This is a genomic window from Pseudoalteromonas sp. S3776 (assembly GCF_005886915.1).
Taxonomy (GTDB): Bacteria; Pseudomonadota; Gammaproteobacteria; order Enterobacterales; family Alteromonadaceae; genus Pseudoalteromonas.
In genome coordinates, this window is record NZ_PNCU01000020.1 from 31619 (window position 1) to 49515 (window position 17897).

Consider the following 17897-nt stretch of genomic DNA (forward strand, 5'->3'; position numbering starts at 1 on the left):
AGCTTAGTAATATGGCCCAATCAGGACTCGACCTTTTCCCATATACCCGCATGCGTAGAATGCGCCGTAGCGATTTTTCTCGCCGTTTAATGGCCGAAAACCAACTATCGGTAAATGATTTAATTTTTCCGGTATTTGTACTTGAAGGTAAAAACCGCCGTGAAGCAATTGAATCGATGCCCTCAATAGAGCGCTTATCGATTGATTTACTGCTCGAAGAAGCTAAAGAATTAGTTGATTTAGGTGTACCTGCCGTCGCTATTTTTCCGGTAACCCCTGCTGACAAAAAATCTTTAATGGCCGAAGAGGCCTACAATGAAGATGGCTTAGCACAACGTACAGTGCGCGCTTTAAAAGAAGCTTTTCCTGAGCTTGGGGTTATTACCGATGTAGCCCTTGACCCATTTACTACTCATGGCCAAGACGGCATTATTGATGATGAAGGTTATGTAATTAATGACATAACCACTGAAATTCTTGTTAAGCAGGCGCTTTCGCACGCCGAGGCAGGCGCAGATGTAGTTGCACCCTCTGACATGATGGATGGTCGTATTGGTGCTATTCGCGAAGCACTTGAAGCAGATGGACATATTCACACACGCATAATGGCTTACTCAGCTAAATATGCCTCTAGCTATTATGGGCCGTTCAGAGACGCTGTAGGCTCTGCAGGTAACTTGAAAGGGGCCGACAAAAAAACGTATCAAATGGATCCTGCCAACTCCGATGAGGCAATTCGTGAAGTGGCACTTGATTTACAAGAAGGCGCCGACATGGTGATGGTGAAACCCGGTATGCCGTACCTTGATATAGTCCGCCGTGTTAAAGATGAATTTGGTGTACCTACTTTCGCATATCAGGTTAGTGGCGAATATGCAATGCACAAAGCGGCAATCGATAACGGCTGGTTGAGTGAAGAGGCCACAATTATGGAATCTTTACTGGCATTTAAACGCGCTGGAGCGGATGGAATTTTAACGTATTTTGCCAAGCAGGCCGCGCAATGGCTGAAAAATAAGTAAAGATGTTATCAAAGGCGGTACGCCGCCTTAATTTTTTTACAATCATTAACATATTTGTATTCTTTTTGTCATTTAGATTGCCTAAACTGGTGTCCCATTTTGGGATTTAAATACACGGGAATAATAAAAAATGTTAAAAACGAAAGTAACGCCACTGGCGCTTGTATTAGCGAGTCTCAGTGCACCAGCCTCCGCCGATCTAATCATTTCTGAATACATTGAAGGCAGCAGCAACAATAAAGCGATTGAGCTTTATAACAATGCTGATACCGAGCTTTCTCTTGAAGGGTATACGTTAGGCCTTTATTCAAATGGTAGTAGTTCGGTTGGCAACTCAATTGATTTAACGGGCACATTGGCTGCCAATACCACCTATATCATTTCAAACCCCGGTGCAGCCGCTGAAATACTTGATATTGCAGATACAACGAGCACTGTAACTTACTACAACGGTGACGATGCCCTTGTTTTAACTAAAGATGGTGTAGTTGTTGACAGCTTTGGCCAAGTGGGTGTTGATCCTGGCTCTTTTTGGTCTGATGATACCGTTCAAACTCAAAATAAAACCTTACGAAGAAAAAATAGCATTACAACGGGACGAACTGACTCAACCTCAGCATTTAGCCCGAGCGATGAGTGGGAACAGTTTGATATTGACACCTTTGACGGCTTAGGCTCACACGCTGGCGACGGTGGTACGGCTCCTGCGCCAGACCCTGAGCCAGAACCACTAGAACCGCTTGTATGTGGCGCAGATAAAACGCTGATTAGCGCTGTACAAGGTGCTGGTGATGCAAGCCCATTAGTTAATACCCTTGTTGAAATTGAAGGTATTGTCACCGCTGATTTTCAAGGTGAAGATGGCTTAGATGGTTTCTTTGTGACCTCGCTTGCAGCAGATGTAGATAACGACCCAATGACCTCTGAAGGTCTATTTGTATACTTCACCGATACCGATGTAAATGTAGGCGATCACGTTCGCGTACAAGGTACGGTTGATGAATACTATGATTCAACCCAGTTAGCAGATGTAACGCAAATTGCAGTATGTGGTACTGACGAAGTAGCTACTGCAACTTCTATAAGCTTGCCTCTAAATAGCCAAGCCGACTTAGAAGCTTACGAAGGTATGCTTGTAAGCCTAGATCAAACGTTAGTTGTTACAAACAACTATGGCTTAGGTCGCTATGGTGAAGTAGAACTTGCCACTGAGCGTTTATACCAAGGTACGCAAGTTGCCTTACCTGGCGATGCTGCAAATGCAGTTGAAGCAGCTAACTTAACTAAAAAAATCTTATTAGATGATGGCTCTACAGCTCAAAACTCAGATCCAACGGCTTACCCTGCGGCAGGTTTATCGGCAGAAAACACACTACGCACTGGCGATACAGTAAATGCAGTGACAGGCGTAGTTGCATACAGCTTTAGTACCTATCGCATTCACCCAACTGTTACACCGCAGTTTATAGCGACTAATGCACGTGAAGATGCGCCGGAGCAAAGTGAAGAGGCCGATTTACGCGTTGCTAGCTTTAACGTACTTAACTACTTTAATGGTGATGGCCAAGGCGGTGGTTTCCCTACTAGCCGTGGTGCAGACTCAGAAGAAGAGTTTGTTCGCCAAGAAGCAAAACTTGTGAGCGCAATCAGTGCAATGCAAGCTGATGTTGTTGGATTAATGGAAATAGAAAACGACGGCTTTGGTGAGTTTAGCGCTATTGCAAGTTTAGTGAATGCATTAAACGATGCTGACAGCGCTAACAACTACGCGTTTGTAGATTTTAACGTGGCCCAAATTGGTACTGATGCAATTACCACTGCGCTTATTTACCGCGCAGATAAAGTTGAAGAGGTAGGTACAGCCGCTATTACTACTGATTACCCATTTGATTACAGCAACCGTGCACCTATTGCGCAAAGCTTTAAGTCACTTTCAACAGATGAAGTATTTACCGTTTCTGTAGCCCACCTTAAATCTAAAGGAAGCTGTGGTGATGATAATAACGACGACCTAGGTGATGGCCAAGGTTGTTGGAATGAAATTCGTACCGAAGCTGCTGATGCGTTTACTGATTGGCTAGATAGCAAACCTACTGGCGTAGATGATGAAGATATCATTCTTGTTGGTGATATGAACGCTTACGCAATGGAAGATCCAATCCGTAAGTTTGATGAGAAAGGCTATAAAAACGTAGTCGCAGAGCTTGATGGCGATACACTAAGCTACTCTTATAGCTTCTCTGGCCGTGCAGGTAGCCTTGATCATGCTTTAGCAACCGAGTCTTTACTAAGCAAAGTTGTTGCAGCAAATGATTGGCATATCAATGCTGATGAGCCTATCTTGCTTGATTACAACCTAGAGTATAAGAGTGAAGGTCATCAGTCTACGCTATACGCAGAAGGGCCATACCGTGCATCTGATCACGACCCAGTTATTGTTGATATAAAATCTGAGGTGGTACTTACCCCTGAAGAGCAAACACCGGTAATTGCACCTGATCAAATATTCACAGTAGATGAAAACAGCGCAATAGGCACAGTCATTGGTACACTTGATTTTAGTGACCCTAACGCTGATGTATCACCTGTGGTTAAATTTATTGTATCAGGTAACGATTCTGTATCAATTAACGAGCAAGGTCAGTTAATTGTTGCAAGCGAAGTAGATTACGAGTTTGAAAACCGTATTACTCTGACAGTACAAGCAGAAGATAGTGTAGGTAACGTATCTGAAGCGCAAACAGTTGTAGTTAGAGTCAACAACCTACGTGGTGATGACGATAATGACTCAGGATCACTACTTTGGTTATCGCTTTTATTAGCGCCACTTTCACTAGTGCGCAGATTTAAGAAAAAATAACGAGTAATTTGTTTTAAAGCCGCATTTTTGCGGCTTTTTTTATGTTTATAAAAATGTAATTCAGACAAGCTTCAGTAAACATCCCTTAATATCTTCCATACCGCTTATTAACTATTGAACGATTTAGCCGCGCAACAAATACATTAAATGAGTAATTTTTACACATAAGCCGTAGTTAGAACCCTTTTCAATATGACTAACTGTTGAAAATATAAACACTTCATTTGCGGATTAAAAGTTGCACTATAAATTCGTCACCATTGTGAAGTAGTTAAGTAACTAACCCTAAGCGTAAAAATAAGTCGTGTTTTTATAAAGGAATGAAAATGAAACAATTAACCCAAACACCTCCTACTTGGCAGAAAAAAGCAACGCCATTATTGGGTCTTCTTTTTATTTTTTCTGGTTGGGGCTATAGCACGCAGGCAATAGCAGCAAGTGTTGATGCAGCAATTCCGCAAGAAAGCCTATTTGAAGTAATAAGCGCCCGCGCTAAAAAATTAGCCGAACAAGAATACACACCTCCTAAAAATATAGAGCTAGATGCGCTAAACAACATTAATTACCAAGATTACCGCTCGATTCGCTTTAAGCAGGAAAAATCCGTGTGGAAAGATGAAGGCTTGTATGAGCTGCAACTCTTTCACCCTGGTTTTTTATATAAAACACCGGTCACAATTAATACAGTAGAAGGCGACTCAAAACGTAACCGCCTCCCGTTTAGCACTGATTTTTATCAATACGATGGTACGGCTGCCCCATTAAAAGACGAAATAGCAAAAAGCATAGCCGACACGCAGCTCGGCCATGCGGGCTTTCGTTTACATTACCCACTTAATACAAACGAGTACAAAGATGAGGTGATGGTGTTTCAAGGTGCCTCTTATTTTAGAGTGGTTGGGCCAAATCAAGTTTATGGTTTATCTGCGCGTGGTTTAGCAATCGACACCGCCGAAACATCGGGTGAAGAATTCCCTATGTTTAAAGAGTTTTGGCTTGTTAAACCCCAAGCTGAGCAAACCAACATCACTATTTTTGCATTGCTTGATAGCCCATCGGTTTCAGGCGCTTACAAATTTGATATTGACCCTACAACCAGCATGCTAGTTGATGTTGATATGCAAATATTTGCCCGTAAAGATATTAAAAAGCTAGGCGTAGCCCCTTTAACCAGTATGTTTTACCACGGTGAAAACAGCACTAAGTTTTTTGATGACTACCGCCCAGAAGTACACGACTCAGACGGCTTATTAACCCAGTCAGCTGATAATAAATGGGTATGGCGCCCGCTTAACAACCCATCACAGCTAAGCGTCACCTCGTTTTCGTACACCAACCCCAAGGGATTTGGTTTAGCACAGCGTGACCGTGACTTTAATAACTACTTAGATACTGAAGCACACTACCACGACCGCCCAAGCCTATGGATAGAGCCACAAGGTGAGTGGGGGAATGGCCGAGTTGAGCTAGTAGAAATACCAACAGACACTGAAACAAACGACAATATAGTAAGTTACTGGGTGCCAGAAAAGCCAATGAAAGCGGGAGATTCATTAAAGTTAAGCTACAAAATGAGCACTTTTAACGCCCATTTAACTCAGCATCAAAAAGCACGTGTAACACGCACACGTATTGGTAGCGCAGCGCTGCCAGGTGAAGATAACCCACCACCGCAAAGTCATCGCCAATTTACCGTTGACTTTGCAGGTCCCGATTTAAACAACCTGTCTGAAAAGCTAACACTTGACGCCGACATTCAGCTAACAACAGGTGAAGTAAGGGATGTAACAGTGCAAAAACTTCCTAAATCTCTTGGTTGGCGAGTAGCGTTTAAAATTGCACCTCAGGACGATCAACCGGTAGATATGCGTTTATCGTTAAAACTTCGTGATAAAGAAATTAGTGAGGTATGGAGCTATGTTTGGTACCCAAATGACATCAAGTAATAAAGGAAAAGGCACACCAATGCCATTCAAAACACTGCGCGTATGGTTATTTGCCATTGCAGCACTCACTGTTTCAGGGTACGGCATCTCCATTATGTTTGAGATTTTAAGCTCAAACGGAATGACCTTGCTTGAATACGCGCTATTGGTTTTATTTTCAATCACCTTTGCGTGGATTGTTACAGCATTTTGTAGCGGCACGATAGGGTTTGTACTGCAATTATTTCGTATTGACCCGCTCACCTTAAGGCGCATCAAGCCTATTGAGCTGGACAATGCCGCGCTTGCCCAGCAAAAAACCGCGGTAGTTATGCCTATTTATAATGAAGACACGCACCGTGTTATCGCCGGCTTTGAAGTGAGCTTACAATCACTAAAAGAGACAGGGCAACTTGCCAATTTTGACTTTTATTTATTGAGTGACACGCAAGACCCTGAAATAGCACAAAACGAGCTAAGCGCTTGGCATGCTCTTTGTGAGCGTTTAGGTGATACTGCAAAACAGGTTTTCTATCGTCGTCGCGAAGATAATAAACACCGTAAAGTAGGTAACTTAACCGACTTTTGCGAGCGCTGGGGCAGCCAATACGACCACATGATTGTACTTGATGCCGACAGCGTAATGACGGGTAAATGTATGCTAGAACTAACCACTAGCATGATCAAAAACCCGCAAGCGGGTTTAATTCAAACTATCCCTATTCCGGTTCGCCAAGACACCTACTTTGGTCGTTTTTTACAATTTGCCTCTGTGCTTTATAGCCCAATGCTGGCAACGGGGTCTGCTTTTTGGCAAACCGACAAAGCTAACTATTGGGGCCACAATGCCATTATTCGCGTTGAAGCATTTATTAACTATTGTGGTTTACCTACGCTTGAAGGCAATGCACCGTTTGGTGGCGAAATTTTAAGCCATGACTTTGTAGAAGCATCACTCCTACACAGTGCAGGCTGGGATGTACTTTTACTTAGCGATATTGAAGGCAGCTACGAAGAAGTGCCAAGTAACATTTTAGACTACGCCATACGCGACAGACGTTGGGTTCAAGGTAATATTCAGCACCTTGGTCTACTAGGTTCGTCTAAATTAAAGCTAATGAGTAAGTTTCACTTTTTATTGGGTGCAACCGCTTATATTTCATCGCTTATTTGGCTATCAATGCTGGCCTTAAGCACCATAGATGCAGTAACCCGTGCTTTAAATAGCGATGTCTACTTTAACCGGGTCTATCAGTTGTTCCCTACGTGGCAAATAGCTAAAACAGATCTAATAGATTCATTGCTTTACTTAACCATTATTATATTACTGGTGCCTAAATTAATGGGTGTAATAGTTACGCTCATACACAGAAATAAGCGTTTCGGTGGCTCATTTAAATTAATACTAGGCTCAATAATAGAGACTGTGTTTGCCATTATAGTGGCACCACTTATGATGGTGTTCCATGCTTACTTTGTAGTATGTGTATTTTTAGGTAAAAAAGTTAAGTGGGATGCACAGCCACGCGAAGGCCGAATGGTACCGTGGAAAGAAGCGTTTAATTACACCCTCTTCTCTACTCTAGTTGCTATAGTATGGGGCGCTACAGCCTATTACTTTACGCCAGTATTCTTTTGGTGGCTATCACCGATATTACTGGGCCTATTACTTGGGGCACCAATAATACGCTACACCAGTAGTATTAAGTTAGGGGTACAGCTGCGTAAAATGGGTATATTTATTTGCCCTAGCGAAGTTGATAACGACCCTATGCTAAACAACCTTAAAGTGCATTTAAAAGAGATTTCGGTACCAGAGCCTGGGCAATACCCTAAAACGGTGCCAGCCCTGCCAAAAGAGCATTTAGTGGTTATGCCAATACAAAGCTTTAATAAGCCTCGCCAGCCAAAGATGAAAGCGCTAAGAGCTAAAGCGATTAAGAAGTTTAATTAGCGCAATGTACTCGTATTAAATATAAAAGGAGCATGAACGCTCCTTTTTTTATACCTAAAATAAGCTGATATAACTTCTCTTTGATACCAATCCGCATAAGTAAGTGATCTATTTTGAGGATGGAAAAACGTGTTGATAGTAAGGCAAAAAATTCGCTATTTAGTTGTTCTAAATGAGAATTTTTTAACGCAGATAGCGACACGTTTAGCCCCGCAAAATGATTAGATATTATTGCGAATTGGTATTATAACTGCGTCTAGCTAATCCACGTATAATTTACTGCATCAAGTAGCCGCTCTTGCGCACTCTTTGCGAAACTAAGCCGCTAGCACTGCAGCTTTAATTAGGCCATTTAAAGCGCATTATTTTAAACAACCCTTTATTTAAACTGTCATTATAAATATTACTGCTATAGAAATCGCCAACACCAGCCCGCTTAATTAAGTGATCTATTTTGAAGATAGATAAATGAGTGGATAGCTAGGCAAAAAACCCGCTATTTAGTTGTTCTAAAGGAGAATGTTCTAACGCAGGTAGCGACACTTTTAGTCCCTAAATGATTAAATATTATTGCGGATTGGTATAACTCAGTGAGTAATTAAATCGCAGGCAATAAAAAACCCGCAACATGTGCGGGTTTTTTTAAAGAGTTACAGAACTAATTACTTAGCTGCTTTTTTCTCTTTCTCTGCAGCGATTACAGTGTCAGCAACGTTTTGTGGACAAGCTGCGTAGTGTGAGAACTCCATAGAGAACTGACCACGACCAGATGTCATTGTACGTAGTGAACCGATGTAACCGAACATTTCTGATAACGGAACGTCTGCTTTAATACGAACGCCTGTTAAACCAGCTTCTTGGTCGCTTAGCATACCACGACGACGGTTAAGGTCACCGATTACGTCACCAACGTGATCTTCCGGAGTGAACACGTCAACTTTCATGATTGGCTCAAGAAGTTGTGCGCCGGCTTTAGGGATCGATTGACGGAAAGCGCCTTTAGCAGCGATTTCGAATGCGATTGCAGATGAATCCACCGCGTGGAAGCCACCGTCGAAAAGCTCAACTTCAACGTCAAGTACTGGGAAGCCAGCTAGAACACCTTCGTCCATCATTGACTTAAAGCCTTTCTCAACTGCAGGCCAGAATTCTTTAGGTACGTTACCACCAACAACTGATGAAGTGAACGTGAAGCCTGAATTCGCTTCGCCTGGCTTGATGCGGTAATCAATTTTACCGAACTGACCAGAACCACCAGATTGTTTCTTATGCGTGTAGCTATCTTCGATTTCACGAGTGATAGTTTCACGGTAAGCAACCTGTGGTTGACCAACAACAAGGTCTACGCCGTAAGTACGCTTAAGGATATCTACTTTGATATCTAAGTGAAGCTCACCCATACCTTTAAGGATAGTTTCGCCTGAATCTTCATCAGTCTCAACTTGGAAAGACGGATCTTCTGCAACCATTTTACCGATAGCAATACCCATTTTCTCATTACCGCCTTTATCTTTAGGCTGTACAGCAATCGAGATTACTGGCGTTGGGAATACCATTGGCTCTAGTGTTACTTTGTCTTTCGGATCACATAGCGTATGACCAGTTTGTACGTTTTTCATGCCTACGATTGCAATGATGTCACCAGCTTGCGCTGAAGTTAACTCTTTACGCTCATCTGCTTGCATCTCAACCATACGGCCAACACGCTCTGTTTTACCAGTAAACGAGTTAAGGATAGTGTCACCCTTGTTAAGTTTACCTGAGTAAATACGTACGAATGTTAATGCACCAAAACGGTCATCCATAATCTTAAATGCTAACGCTTTAAACGTTTCATCAGCAGATACGATCGCGTGATTACCTGTTTCTACGCCTTCTTCATCCATAAGAGGTTGAGGATCAACTTCTGTAGGAGACGGTAAGTAATCAACAACAGCGTCAAGTACTAGTTGCATACCTTTGTTTTTGAATGCAGAACCACAGAATGTAGGGAAGAAAGCAAGGTCACGAGTACCTTTACGGATACAACGTTTGATATCTTCTAAAGAAGGTACTTCACCTTCCATGTACGCTTCCATTAGATCATCGTCTTGCTCTACAGCAGTTTCGATAAGCATTTCATGGTATTCATCTGTTTTTTCTACCATGTCTGCAGGAACGTCTGTGATTTCGTAGTTTTCAGGAAGACCAGTCTCATCCCAGATGTATGCTTTTTTAGTAAGCACGTCTACAACACCCACGAAATCGTCTTCAATACCGATTGGTAAAGTCATGATTAGTGGTACAGCACCAAGTACTTTACGTACTTGCTCAGTTACACGGTAAAAATCAGCACCCATACGGTCTAATTTGTTTACGAAGATAATACGTGCAACTTCTGATTCGTTAGCATAACGCCAGTTAGTTTCTGATTGTGGCTCAACACCACCAGAACCACAGAATACACCAACACCGCCGTCTAATACTTTAAGTGAACGGTAAACTTCAACGGTGAAGTCAACGTGTCCAGGAGTATCGATAACGTTGAAACGGTGATCTTTCCAGAAACAGCTTACTGCCGCAGACTGGATAGTAATACCGCGCTCAGCTTCTTGATCCATGAAATCGGTAGTAGATTCACCATCATGAACCTCACCTGTTTTATGGATAGTACCTGTAAGCTTCAGGATACGCTCAGTAGTCGTGGTTTTACCCGCATCAACGTGCGCGAAAATACCAATGTTTCTGTACTTCGATAAATCTGCCATTATTTTACTCTTAATAAAGTCGATAAATTATTCGGCGGGAGTATAGCATTACTTAAAGCGAACATCACCATACAAGTCGCTTAAAATGCAATCAATTCAATAAAATTTTTCTAGATTTACATTCAGCACTGGTTAAATAGCACTGATTATTAAATAAACCACTAAAACTATTATGTTTTATTCCTGTAATCTTGGTTTTAGAAAGTTACTTAATTATTTTGTAGCAACGCTCCGGTCGACCAATACTGCCGTAGCTTTGATCAGCACTTAGCTTATCAGACTCTAGTAAAAACTCTAAATAGCGCCTAGCAGTTGAACGACTCACTCCAACTAAATCGCCCATTTGTTGAGCAGTAAAGGCACTGGTGTCATGTTGTACAAATGCATCATGAATTTTCTGTAAGGTAAGCTGATCAACCCCTTTTGGCAATCTAGCCGTTGATTTAGTTTGCTCTTTAGAGCCAAACAAAGAGTCAACCATAGATTGTGTTACTTCGTTTGCATCAGAAAAACATTGCTGGCGCGTTTCAAAACGCGCTAACGCTAGATCTAAGCGGTTTAACATTAACGGTTTAACTAAAAAGTCGCAGGCGCCAAGTTGCATTGCTTTTTCAAGCGTTTCGACTTCTTTAGCCGCTGTAAGCATCATTACTTCACTTTTAATTTCACGGCGGCGTAAATCCGATAGTAAATCCAGTCCGCTACCATCAGGCAGGTGTATGTCGAGTAAAATAAGATCAGCCTCTATCGCTTGTAACAAAGCTGTCGCAGTACTTAAATTACCTGCAATACCAACCACTTGATACTGTGCTTGGCGCAAGCTCTGCTTTGCAATTTGACTTCCCGCAGCACCGCCTGGCAGCAATAAATACTGTGCAATAAGCTGTGCTACTTCAACTTCATCTTCAATTATAATTACAGAATAGGTCATGCTTAATTACTCTTATTATTTTGGAATATAAACACTTAAGCGCGCCCCTAGTAAATCAGACTCACCTATTTCTAAACTACCACGGCACGAATCTAAATTGGTTTTAACCAAATACAAACCAATACCATGTTGCGCCCCAGCTTTAGAGCTAAATTGTGGCGTAAAAATAAACTCGTGATCTGAACCTAAGCCAAACCCGGTATCTTCCACATCAAACAATAAAGTTTGACTGGTTTCATCTACGGTCACTCTTACCACCGGGACCCGAGTACCAGAAGCTCTAATAGCCGCTTCAATGGCGTTATCTATTAAGTTGCCTAAAATAGAGACTACCCTTTCGAGCATATCTTTGCGGGCTATAACACCTAGCAGGCTATCTGGGTTTAGCTCTAATGTAACATTAAGCTCTCGTGCTTTATGGTATTTACCTACTAGCAAACCGGCTAGTACAGGGTCTTGAATTCGTTCAAGTAAGTTATGAATTTGCGCTTGAGAGCCTTGACTCTCTTGCCCTATAAGTTCAATTGCTTGCTCACTTTTGCCCATTTGCACCAAAGCCCCAATCAGGTTTAGTTTATTTGAGTAATCATGGGTTTGCACACGTAGTAGCTCAGCAAATGCTTGTACTTTTGTAAGCTGCTGACTTAAATACTCTAGCTCATCAGATGGACGCATACTGAGTAAAATACCATCGGCCTGTCCCTGAACTTGTAAAGAAAAACGCGACAAAATAATCCGTTTATCTGCTGCAAATAGCTCAAACCCAACTATTTTACGGCTTTGATTTCGTAGTAAAAATTCAGCATGTTCTGGTAGTAACTCTTCAAGGGTGATGCTTTGATTAATTGTAGATGTTGGTTTATCAAGAATTTCGCAGGCACGTTGGTTTAACTTTCGGACTTTTCCATCGGGTTCAAGTGCAATAATACCGCTACGAACCGTATTTAAAATAGCATCCTGCTCTGAAAATAACCTTCCTATTTCATCAGGTTGTAAACCAAATATTGCGTTACGTACTCGCTGCCCAATATAAACAGCCGCTACAATACTCAAGCCAACAAGCAGCAGTCCCCAAATAAGTATTTCAGCACTGCGTGATAAAATAAGCGGATTAATTGATTGCACTAAAAAGCCAACAGACACTAAGCCTATAATTTCATTCTTAGCATTATATACGGGCACTTTTCCACGAATAGACTCCCCCATACTGCCATGCGCAACCGATATATAGCGCTCGCCATTAAGGGCGTTTTTGCTATCCCCCCCAACCATAGGTTTGCCAATTTTGTGCTCATCAGGGTGTATAATGCGCAGCGCATTAACATCGCCAACTACAATAAAGTCAGCACCGGTGAGCTCTGTAAGAGTCTCTATTTGCGAGTTAAACGCTGATAAGTCATCTTTTACCTCTAACGCATTTATTACATCTATACGTGTTGCAATACTATTAGCTACAGCCAGTGCTTTATCACCTATGTGGTTATGTAAGCTTTGCGCTGTAAGCTGATACACCAACGCCCCAAACAATATTGCTTGTAAAACACATAGCCCTGTTACCCAAATAATTAAACGTGTTTCTAATCGTTTAGGTTTTTTGACCATGCTTTGCAAAGGGTTTAGCTTGTTGGTGTTGATCATTTATCTCTCTATTGAGCTTGCTCTTGCTGTAACTTAGACGCTGTTTTATCTGCACGGCGCTGCTTTAAGTAATCCTTTAAAGGAAACAACAGCACTAAAATAGACAGTATAAAAATACCAAACGTAAGTGGTCTGTCCCATAAAAAGCTTAAAGAGCCATCAGAAATCATCATTGAGCGACGAAAGTTACGCTCAATCATGTCTCCTAAAATAAAGCCCAGTAACAACGGTGCCATTGGAAAGGCCAGTAGGCGCAATACTAACGCAACCAAAGCAACGCCAACCATCATAAATAAGTCGAATGTGTTAAACGACACCAAGTACACACCAATTAAGCTAAAGAACAAAATCATAATGGTTAATACCGACTTTGGCATTGCCAATACTTTTGCGAAATAAGGAATGAGTGGCAGGTTTAAAATTAATAAAACAATATTGCCAAAATACATGCTTACAATTACAGACCAAAACACACTAGGGTTTTCTTGCATAAGCATAGGGCCTGGCTGAATGCCGTAAGCGATTAGTGCTCCAAGCATAATAGCCGTAGTTCCAGAGCCTGGAATACCTAAAGTTAGCAAAGGAACAAACGAGCCTGTACACGCAGCATTATTTGCAGATTCAGGAGCGGCTAAGCCACGCAAAGAGCCCTTACCAAATTTTTCTTTTAGGCCTTTAGGTGCCAAATTTCGCTCAGTCGCATACGCCATAAAGCTAGCAATAGTGGCGCCGGCGCCAGGTAAAACACCAACAATAAACCCTAAGAATGATGAACGGCCTACAACCGGTGCCATATCTTTAACTTCGTCTTTTGTTAATTTAGTTGAGCCAATTTGTGGAGTGTCTGAATCATTAAGGCTTTTGGCATCTTTTTTCTCTGGCTTAACAACATTAATTAATGCCTCGGCAAGGGCAAACGTTGCCATTGCAATTAATAAAAAGCTAATGCCATCAAGTAAGTCGGCTTGGCCAAAGGTAAAGCGCTCAGTGCCCGATGAAGGGTCTATACCTACCGTTGCCAGCATTAAACCAAATACTGTCATCATCATTGCTTTTAAAAACTGGCCTTTATTTGAAAATGCAGCAATGGCCGTTAAACCTAAAAACATAAGTACAACATAATCAGGAGACTGAAAACTCAACGACACCTTTGCTAATAAAGGCGCGGCAACCATAAGTAATATTGCGCCTATTGTTCCGCCTATAAAGGAAGAATAAGCAGCAATAGCCAAAGCTTTACCTGCATGACCTTGCTTTGCGAGTGGATAGCCGTCAAAAGATGAAGCCACCGTACCCGCCACCCCCGGCGCATTAATTAAAATAGATGATGTAGAGCCGCCAAAAATTGCGCCATAATAAACACCGGCCATTAAAATCATACCCGAATCAGCGCCTATGCTATAAGTAATAGGGATCATCAAAGCAATTGCAGTTATAGGCCCAAGCCCAGGTAACATACCAATAAACGTACCCACCAAACAGCCAGCTATCACGTACATTAAATTATTAAAGTCGAGCACGGTCGACAAACCAAGCATAATTCCATCAAACATAACTTAACTCCACAAATCGCCCGGAACCAAGTAAATACCTAATACTTGAGTCATCAAAAACCAAAACACCACAGCAACAGGAATAGAGGCAAATAATAAAATTTTCTTGCGCCTTTCACCCATTACAAAAAAACCTGCTAATAAAAAAGCGCTTGTAGATATTAAAAAGCCCACAGGCTCTAACATCGCACTATAAATCACCATTAAAACTAATAAGCCTAAAGTGCGTACAACATGCGACTTTTCTAATGGCTGGTTTTCTGCTGCTTTTTCATTTGGCTTAAGTAAAGTGGAACCAATAGAAAGCAAACACACCACAATACCAAAAGCAGCGTACACTTTTGGTAACGTAGCAGAAGTAACCGTTTCATATTCTTCAAATGGCAATAGTGGAATTTGCCACGCCACCACGGCGTAAAGAGTAAATAGCGCCAAGAATAAACTTGGCCCTAGTAGTTCGCGATTCATCATAAAAACCTCGATTAATCCGCTTTACGAATAAAGCCAAGCTCTTGCATAACCACTTTAAGCTGCGCTTCTTGTTTTTCGAGTGACTTAATAAACTCATCTTTTGCCTGAAAAAGATTTAACCAGCCATTTCGTGCACGAACGGTTTCCCACTCAGGGGTTGATTGTAATTTACGAAGTTTTTCAGTGTATTGAGCTAATTTATCGGCAGGTAAGTTAGGGGCTGCAAAAAAACCACGCCAATTAACAAATTCCATATCGTAACCCATCGACTTTAACGTCGGTATTTGTGGGTAATCAGTTAAAGCCTCTGGCGATGTAACGGCCAACACACGAGCCTGTCCGCCATTGGCAACTTCTAATGCTTCGCTTAAACCAGTCGAAAGTAAGTTAACCTCACCAGAGAGTAGGCCTGCTTTTGCTTTGCCACCGCCATCATATGGAATATAACGAATTCTACGACCGTCAACACCGCCCGCTTTAGCCGCTTGTGCAGCAACTAAATGATCCATGCTGCCACGAGCTGAGCCACCAGCTACTTTAATAGAGCTTGGGTCTTCTTTAAGTGCTTTAATGACATCTTGCCATGTTTTATAAGGCGAATCGTTACGTACAACAAATGCACCAAAATCAGCAATCATACTTGCTACTGGCGTTAAATCTCGGTAACTGTAAGGAATCTTTCCGGTTAAGGCTCGCAACACTATAGGCGTTGAATTAACCATTAAAATATCGCCTTTTTTAGTCCCTGACTCTATTAAGTAGGCAATTGCTCGCCCACCGCCGCCACCAGACATATTTTGAAAAGACGCATTGTTGTCGATGCCTGCCTTTACTAAACCTTCACCTACTCCACGTGCTGTTGTATCCCAACCGCCTCCAGGGCCTGCTGGTACTAAAAAGTGGATATCAGCCATTGCCATGGGGCTGCTTAGTACTAATGATGCCGCTAGTAATGTTGTTTTAACTGACTTAAATAATTTCATTGTGTGTCTCCTTAAAATAAATACTGCATACGTGCACTAAAGCCCATACCAGAGTCTTCATCACCTACAAGCGCAGCGGTGCCTGGGCCCTCTACATCGCTGTAGATAAGGTTGCCCATAAATTTAATGTCGCTACTGACGTAATAACTTGTTCCTAGTGTGAAAGTGGTTACTTCACTGCCTTGGTTTTTACTCGTTGCATCCATTTGTGAAACACGCGCAACAAGCTCCCATGCATTTTTTATATTTTTAGGTTGTACAAATAGAGCAGAACCTGCTTTGTACTGTCGTTGCTCCTCCCCTAAAAAGTAACTTGCTGAGACATGAAAGCCGTCAAAACGCTCTGCATCTAAATCATCGCTACTATCAAGTGCATCTAATGCGCGGCTTGCGTACTCGGCCTCTAATGTTAAAGAGTCAGCCTGAAAAGCAAATTCAAGCCCCGACTGCGATAAGCTATCCAGTGCGACTGTTGCCCCGCCTGCAGCATAATTAACTAGGCGTACATTAGTTTCACGTACTTCACCACGGGCAAAACGCGCTCCCAGTTCATTGCCGCCCATATCGCGGTACGAATGCCACGCACCTAAATGAATTACGTCGCCAGGTGCTGTACTCGACCACGTAGCACGCCCTGTAATAGCAAGTGTTAGGCGGTCGTTTTCATCATTACCCGTTGCACCAAAGGCATCATTTTTATAAACCCCAACGGCATAACGAAAGCCTGAGTCTTTAAAGTATTGATAAGCAGATACGCCCCAACGAAAAAAGGGCGAGAAAGTATTGGCAACAGCACTACGCTCAATAGTATTAATATGTTTTGAACTAGTAAGTGCGTTTAGCGACATGTCTTCGCGGATTTTACCGGCTTTAATTTTAAGGCCGTTTTCAAATGCATAACGTACACGTGCAAGTACAATTTCGGCATCACCTTCGCCAAATTCTAAAAGTAATTTGTGATCCCAGTTACCATGCTCACTCTCTACGTAGGTACGAATACGGCGAGGGGAAAAATCACTCCCGCCTGAGCCATCATTACCTGCGTTATAGGCACCTTCAAAATAGTTGTAATCAAGCTGTACTCGCCCTCCAAACTCCAAATTAAAGCTACTTGATGTTTTTAAAGCGTTAACTTCTTTTTGCAATGCATCTAATTGCGCTTGTAGTTTTTGAGTATCGTTATCGGCTAAAGCAGATGTGCTAACTAATGCTGCTGTAATTGCCAAAGCGAGCTGTGTGTTACTTGCTTTCATTATTTTCTCCACGCTGTGTTTGTGTATTTATTGTCAGGTAGATATGCGACGACAAACTGCTATCTAACGCGCAGCTTATTGTTAACGGGAAATTAACGAAATATTTTGAGGGAAAGGTGCATTGATGATCGTTAAATGCTTTTTGCTCATTAAAACCATGAACAAAATGAACAAAAATAAAAAACTAGCCTGCGTTAACCACTCGCTCAGAACCTGAATAAAAAACGCACGAAATAAAATAAGAATTATTTGCATTTGGGTGTTGACAGTTTATTAGATCTAACTGATAATCAATATCAACAAGGCGGGAATGCATACCCTCTTGTGACGGAATGAACTAATTTGTTTCTCGACCCTGAAACAACGTGTGGCGCACGTAAACAGCTATGGTTACTTGTTATGAACCGCAACGCCCCTTGATGTTGATGATGAGTAACCGCCCTACTATTTTACTTGCTACATTGCTCATATCGGTGACGGTAGATATGAAACTAAAAAAGCCCTTACGGGCTTTTTTTATGTCTGTAATTTAGTGAACAACATGCTCACATAAATTAATC

General features: G+C 41.9%; 11 protein-coding genes. 4 read left to right on the top strand and 7 right to left on the bottom strand.

The window, feature by feature from the left end:
- The first annotated feature begins 11 nt into the window (after positions 1-11).
- From hemB to mdoH, 4 genes are all read left to right on the top strand, one after another.
- A complete protein-coding gene (gene hemB, locus CWC16_RS10070) occupies positions 12-1022 on the top strand; it encodes a porphobilinogen synthase (protein WP_138541446.1) in 1011 nt (336 codons plus the stop codon).
- A gap of 130 nt (positions 1023-1152) precedes the next feature.
- The gene (locus CWC16_RS10075; protein ID WP_138541447.1) at positions 1153-3882 is read left to right on the top strand and encodes an ExeM/NucH family extracellular endonuclease; all 2730 of its coding nucleotides are present in this window, start codon (positions 1153-1155) and stop codon (positions 3880-3882) included.
- Between the two features lie 326 nt (positions 3883-4208).
- Positions 4209-5828 carry a glucan biosynthesis protein G gene (locus tag CWC16_RS10080; protein ID WP_138541448.1) on the top strand — a complete coding sequence of 540 codons (1620 nt, stop codon included), beginning with the start codon at positions 4209-4211 and terminating at the stop codon, positions 5826-5828.
- Positions 5800-7761: a glucans biosynthesis glucosyltransferase MdoH gene (gene mdoH, locus CWC16_RS10085; RefSeq protein ID WP_138541449.1), complete on the top strand. Its 1962-nt coding sequence runs from the start codon at positions 5800-5802 to the stop codon at positions 7759-7761. The genes CWC16_RS10080 and mdoH overlap by 29 nt, the downstream gene beginning before the upstream one ends.
- A 662-nt stretch (positions 7762-8423) precedes the next feature.
- On the opposite strand, the gene fusA is transcribed toward mdoH, so the two are convergent.
- From fusA to CWC16_RS10125, 7 genes are all read right to left on the bottom strand, one after another.
- On the bottom strand, positions 8424-10508 hold the full coding sequence (gene fusA, locus CWC16_RS10095; RefSeq protein ID WP_138541451.1) for an elongation factor G: 2085 nt from the start codon (positions 10506-10508) through the stop codon (positions 8424-8426).
- A 205-nt stretch (positions 10509-10713) separates the two neighbouring features.
- Entirely contained in the window at positions 10714-11439 is a 726-nt protein-coding gene (locus tag CWC16_RS10100) for a response regulator (protein ID WP_138541452.1), read from the bottom strand.
- Between the two features lie 15 nt (positions 11440-11454).
- Positions 11455-13077, bottom strand: a complete 1623-nt coding sequence (locus tag CWC16_RS10105) for an ATP-binding protein (RefSeq protein ID WP_138541453.1) — start codon at positions 13075-13077, stop codon at positions 11455-11457.
- 8 nt (positions 13078-13085) lie between these two features.
- On the bottom strand, positions 13086-14630 hold the full coding sequence (locus CWC16_RS10110) for a tripartite tricarboxylate transporter permease (RefSeq protein ID WP_138541454.1): 1545 nt from the start codon (positions 14628-14630) through the stop codon (positions 13086-13088).
- Positions 14631-14633: 3 nt separating this feature from the next.
- A complete protein-coding gene (locus tag CWC16_RS10115; RefSeq protein ID WP_089348972.1) occupies positions 14634-15101 on the bottom strand; it encodes a tripartite tricarboxylate transporter TctB family protein in 468 nt (155 codons plus the stop codon).
- Positions 15102-15112: 11 nt separating this feature from the next.
- Positions 15113-16084: a Bug family tripartite tricarboxylate transporter substrate binding protein gene (locus tag CWC16_RS10120; protein ID WP_138541455.1), complete on the bottom strand. Its 972-nt coding sequence runs from the start codon at positions 16082-16084 to the stop codon at positions 15113-15115.
- Positions 16085-16095: 11 nt separating this feature from the next.
- A complete protein-coding gene (locus CWC16_RS10125; protein ID WP_138541456.1) occupies positions 16096-17337 on the bottom strand; it encodes an OprO/OprP family phosphate-selective porin in 1242 nt (413 codons plus the stop codon).
- Positions 17338-17897: the final 560 nt, after the last annotated feature.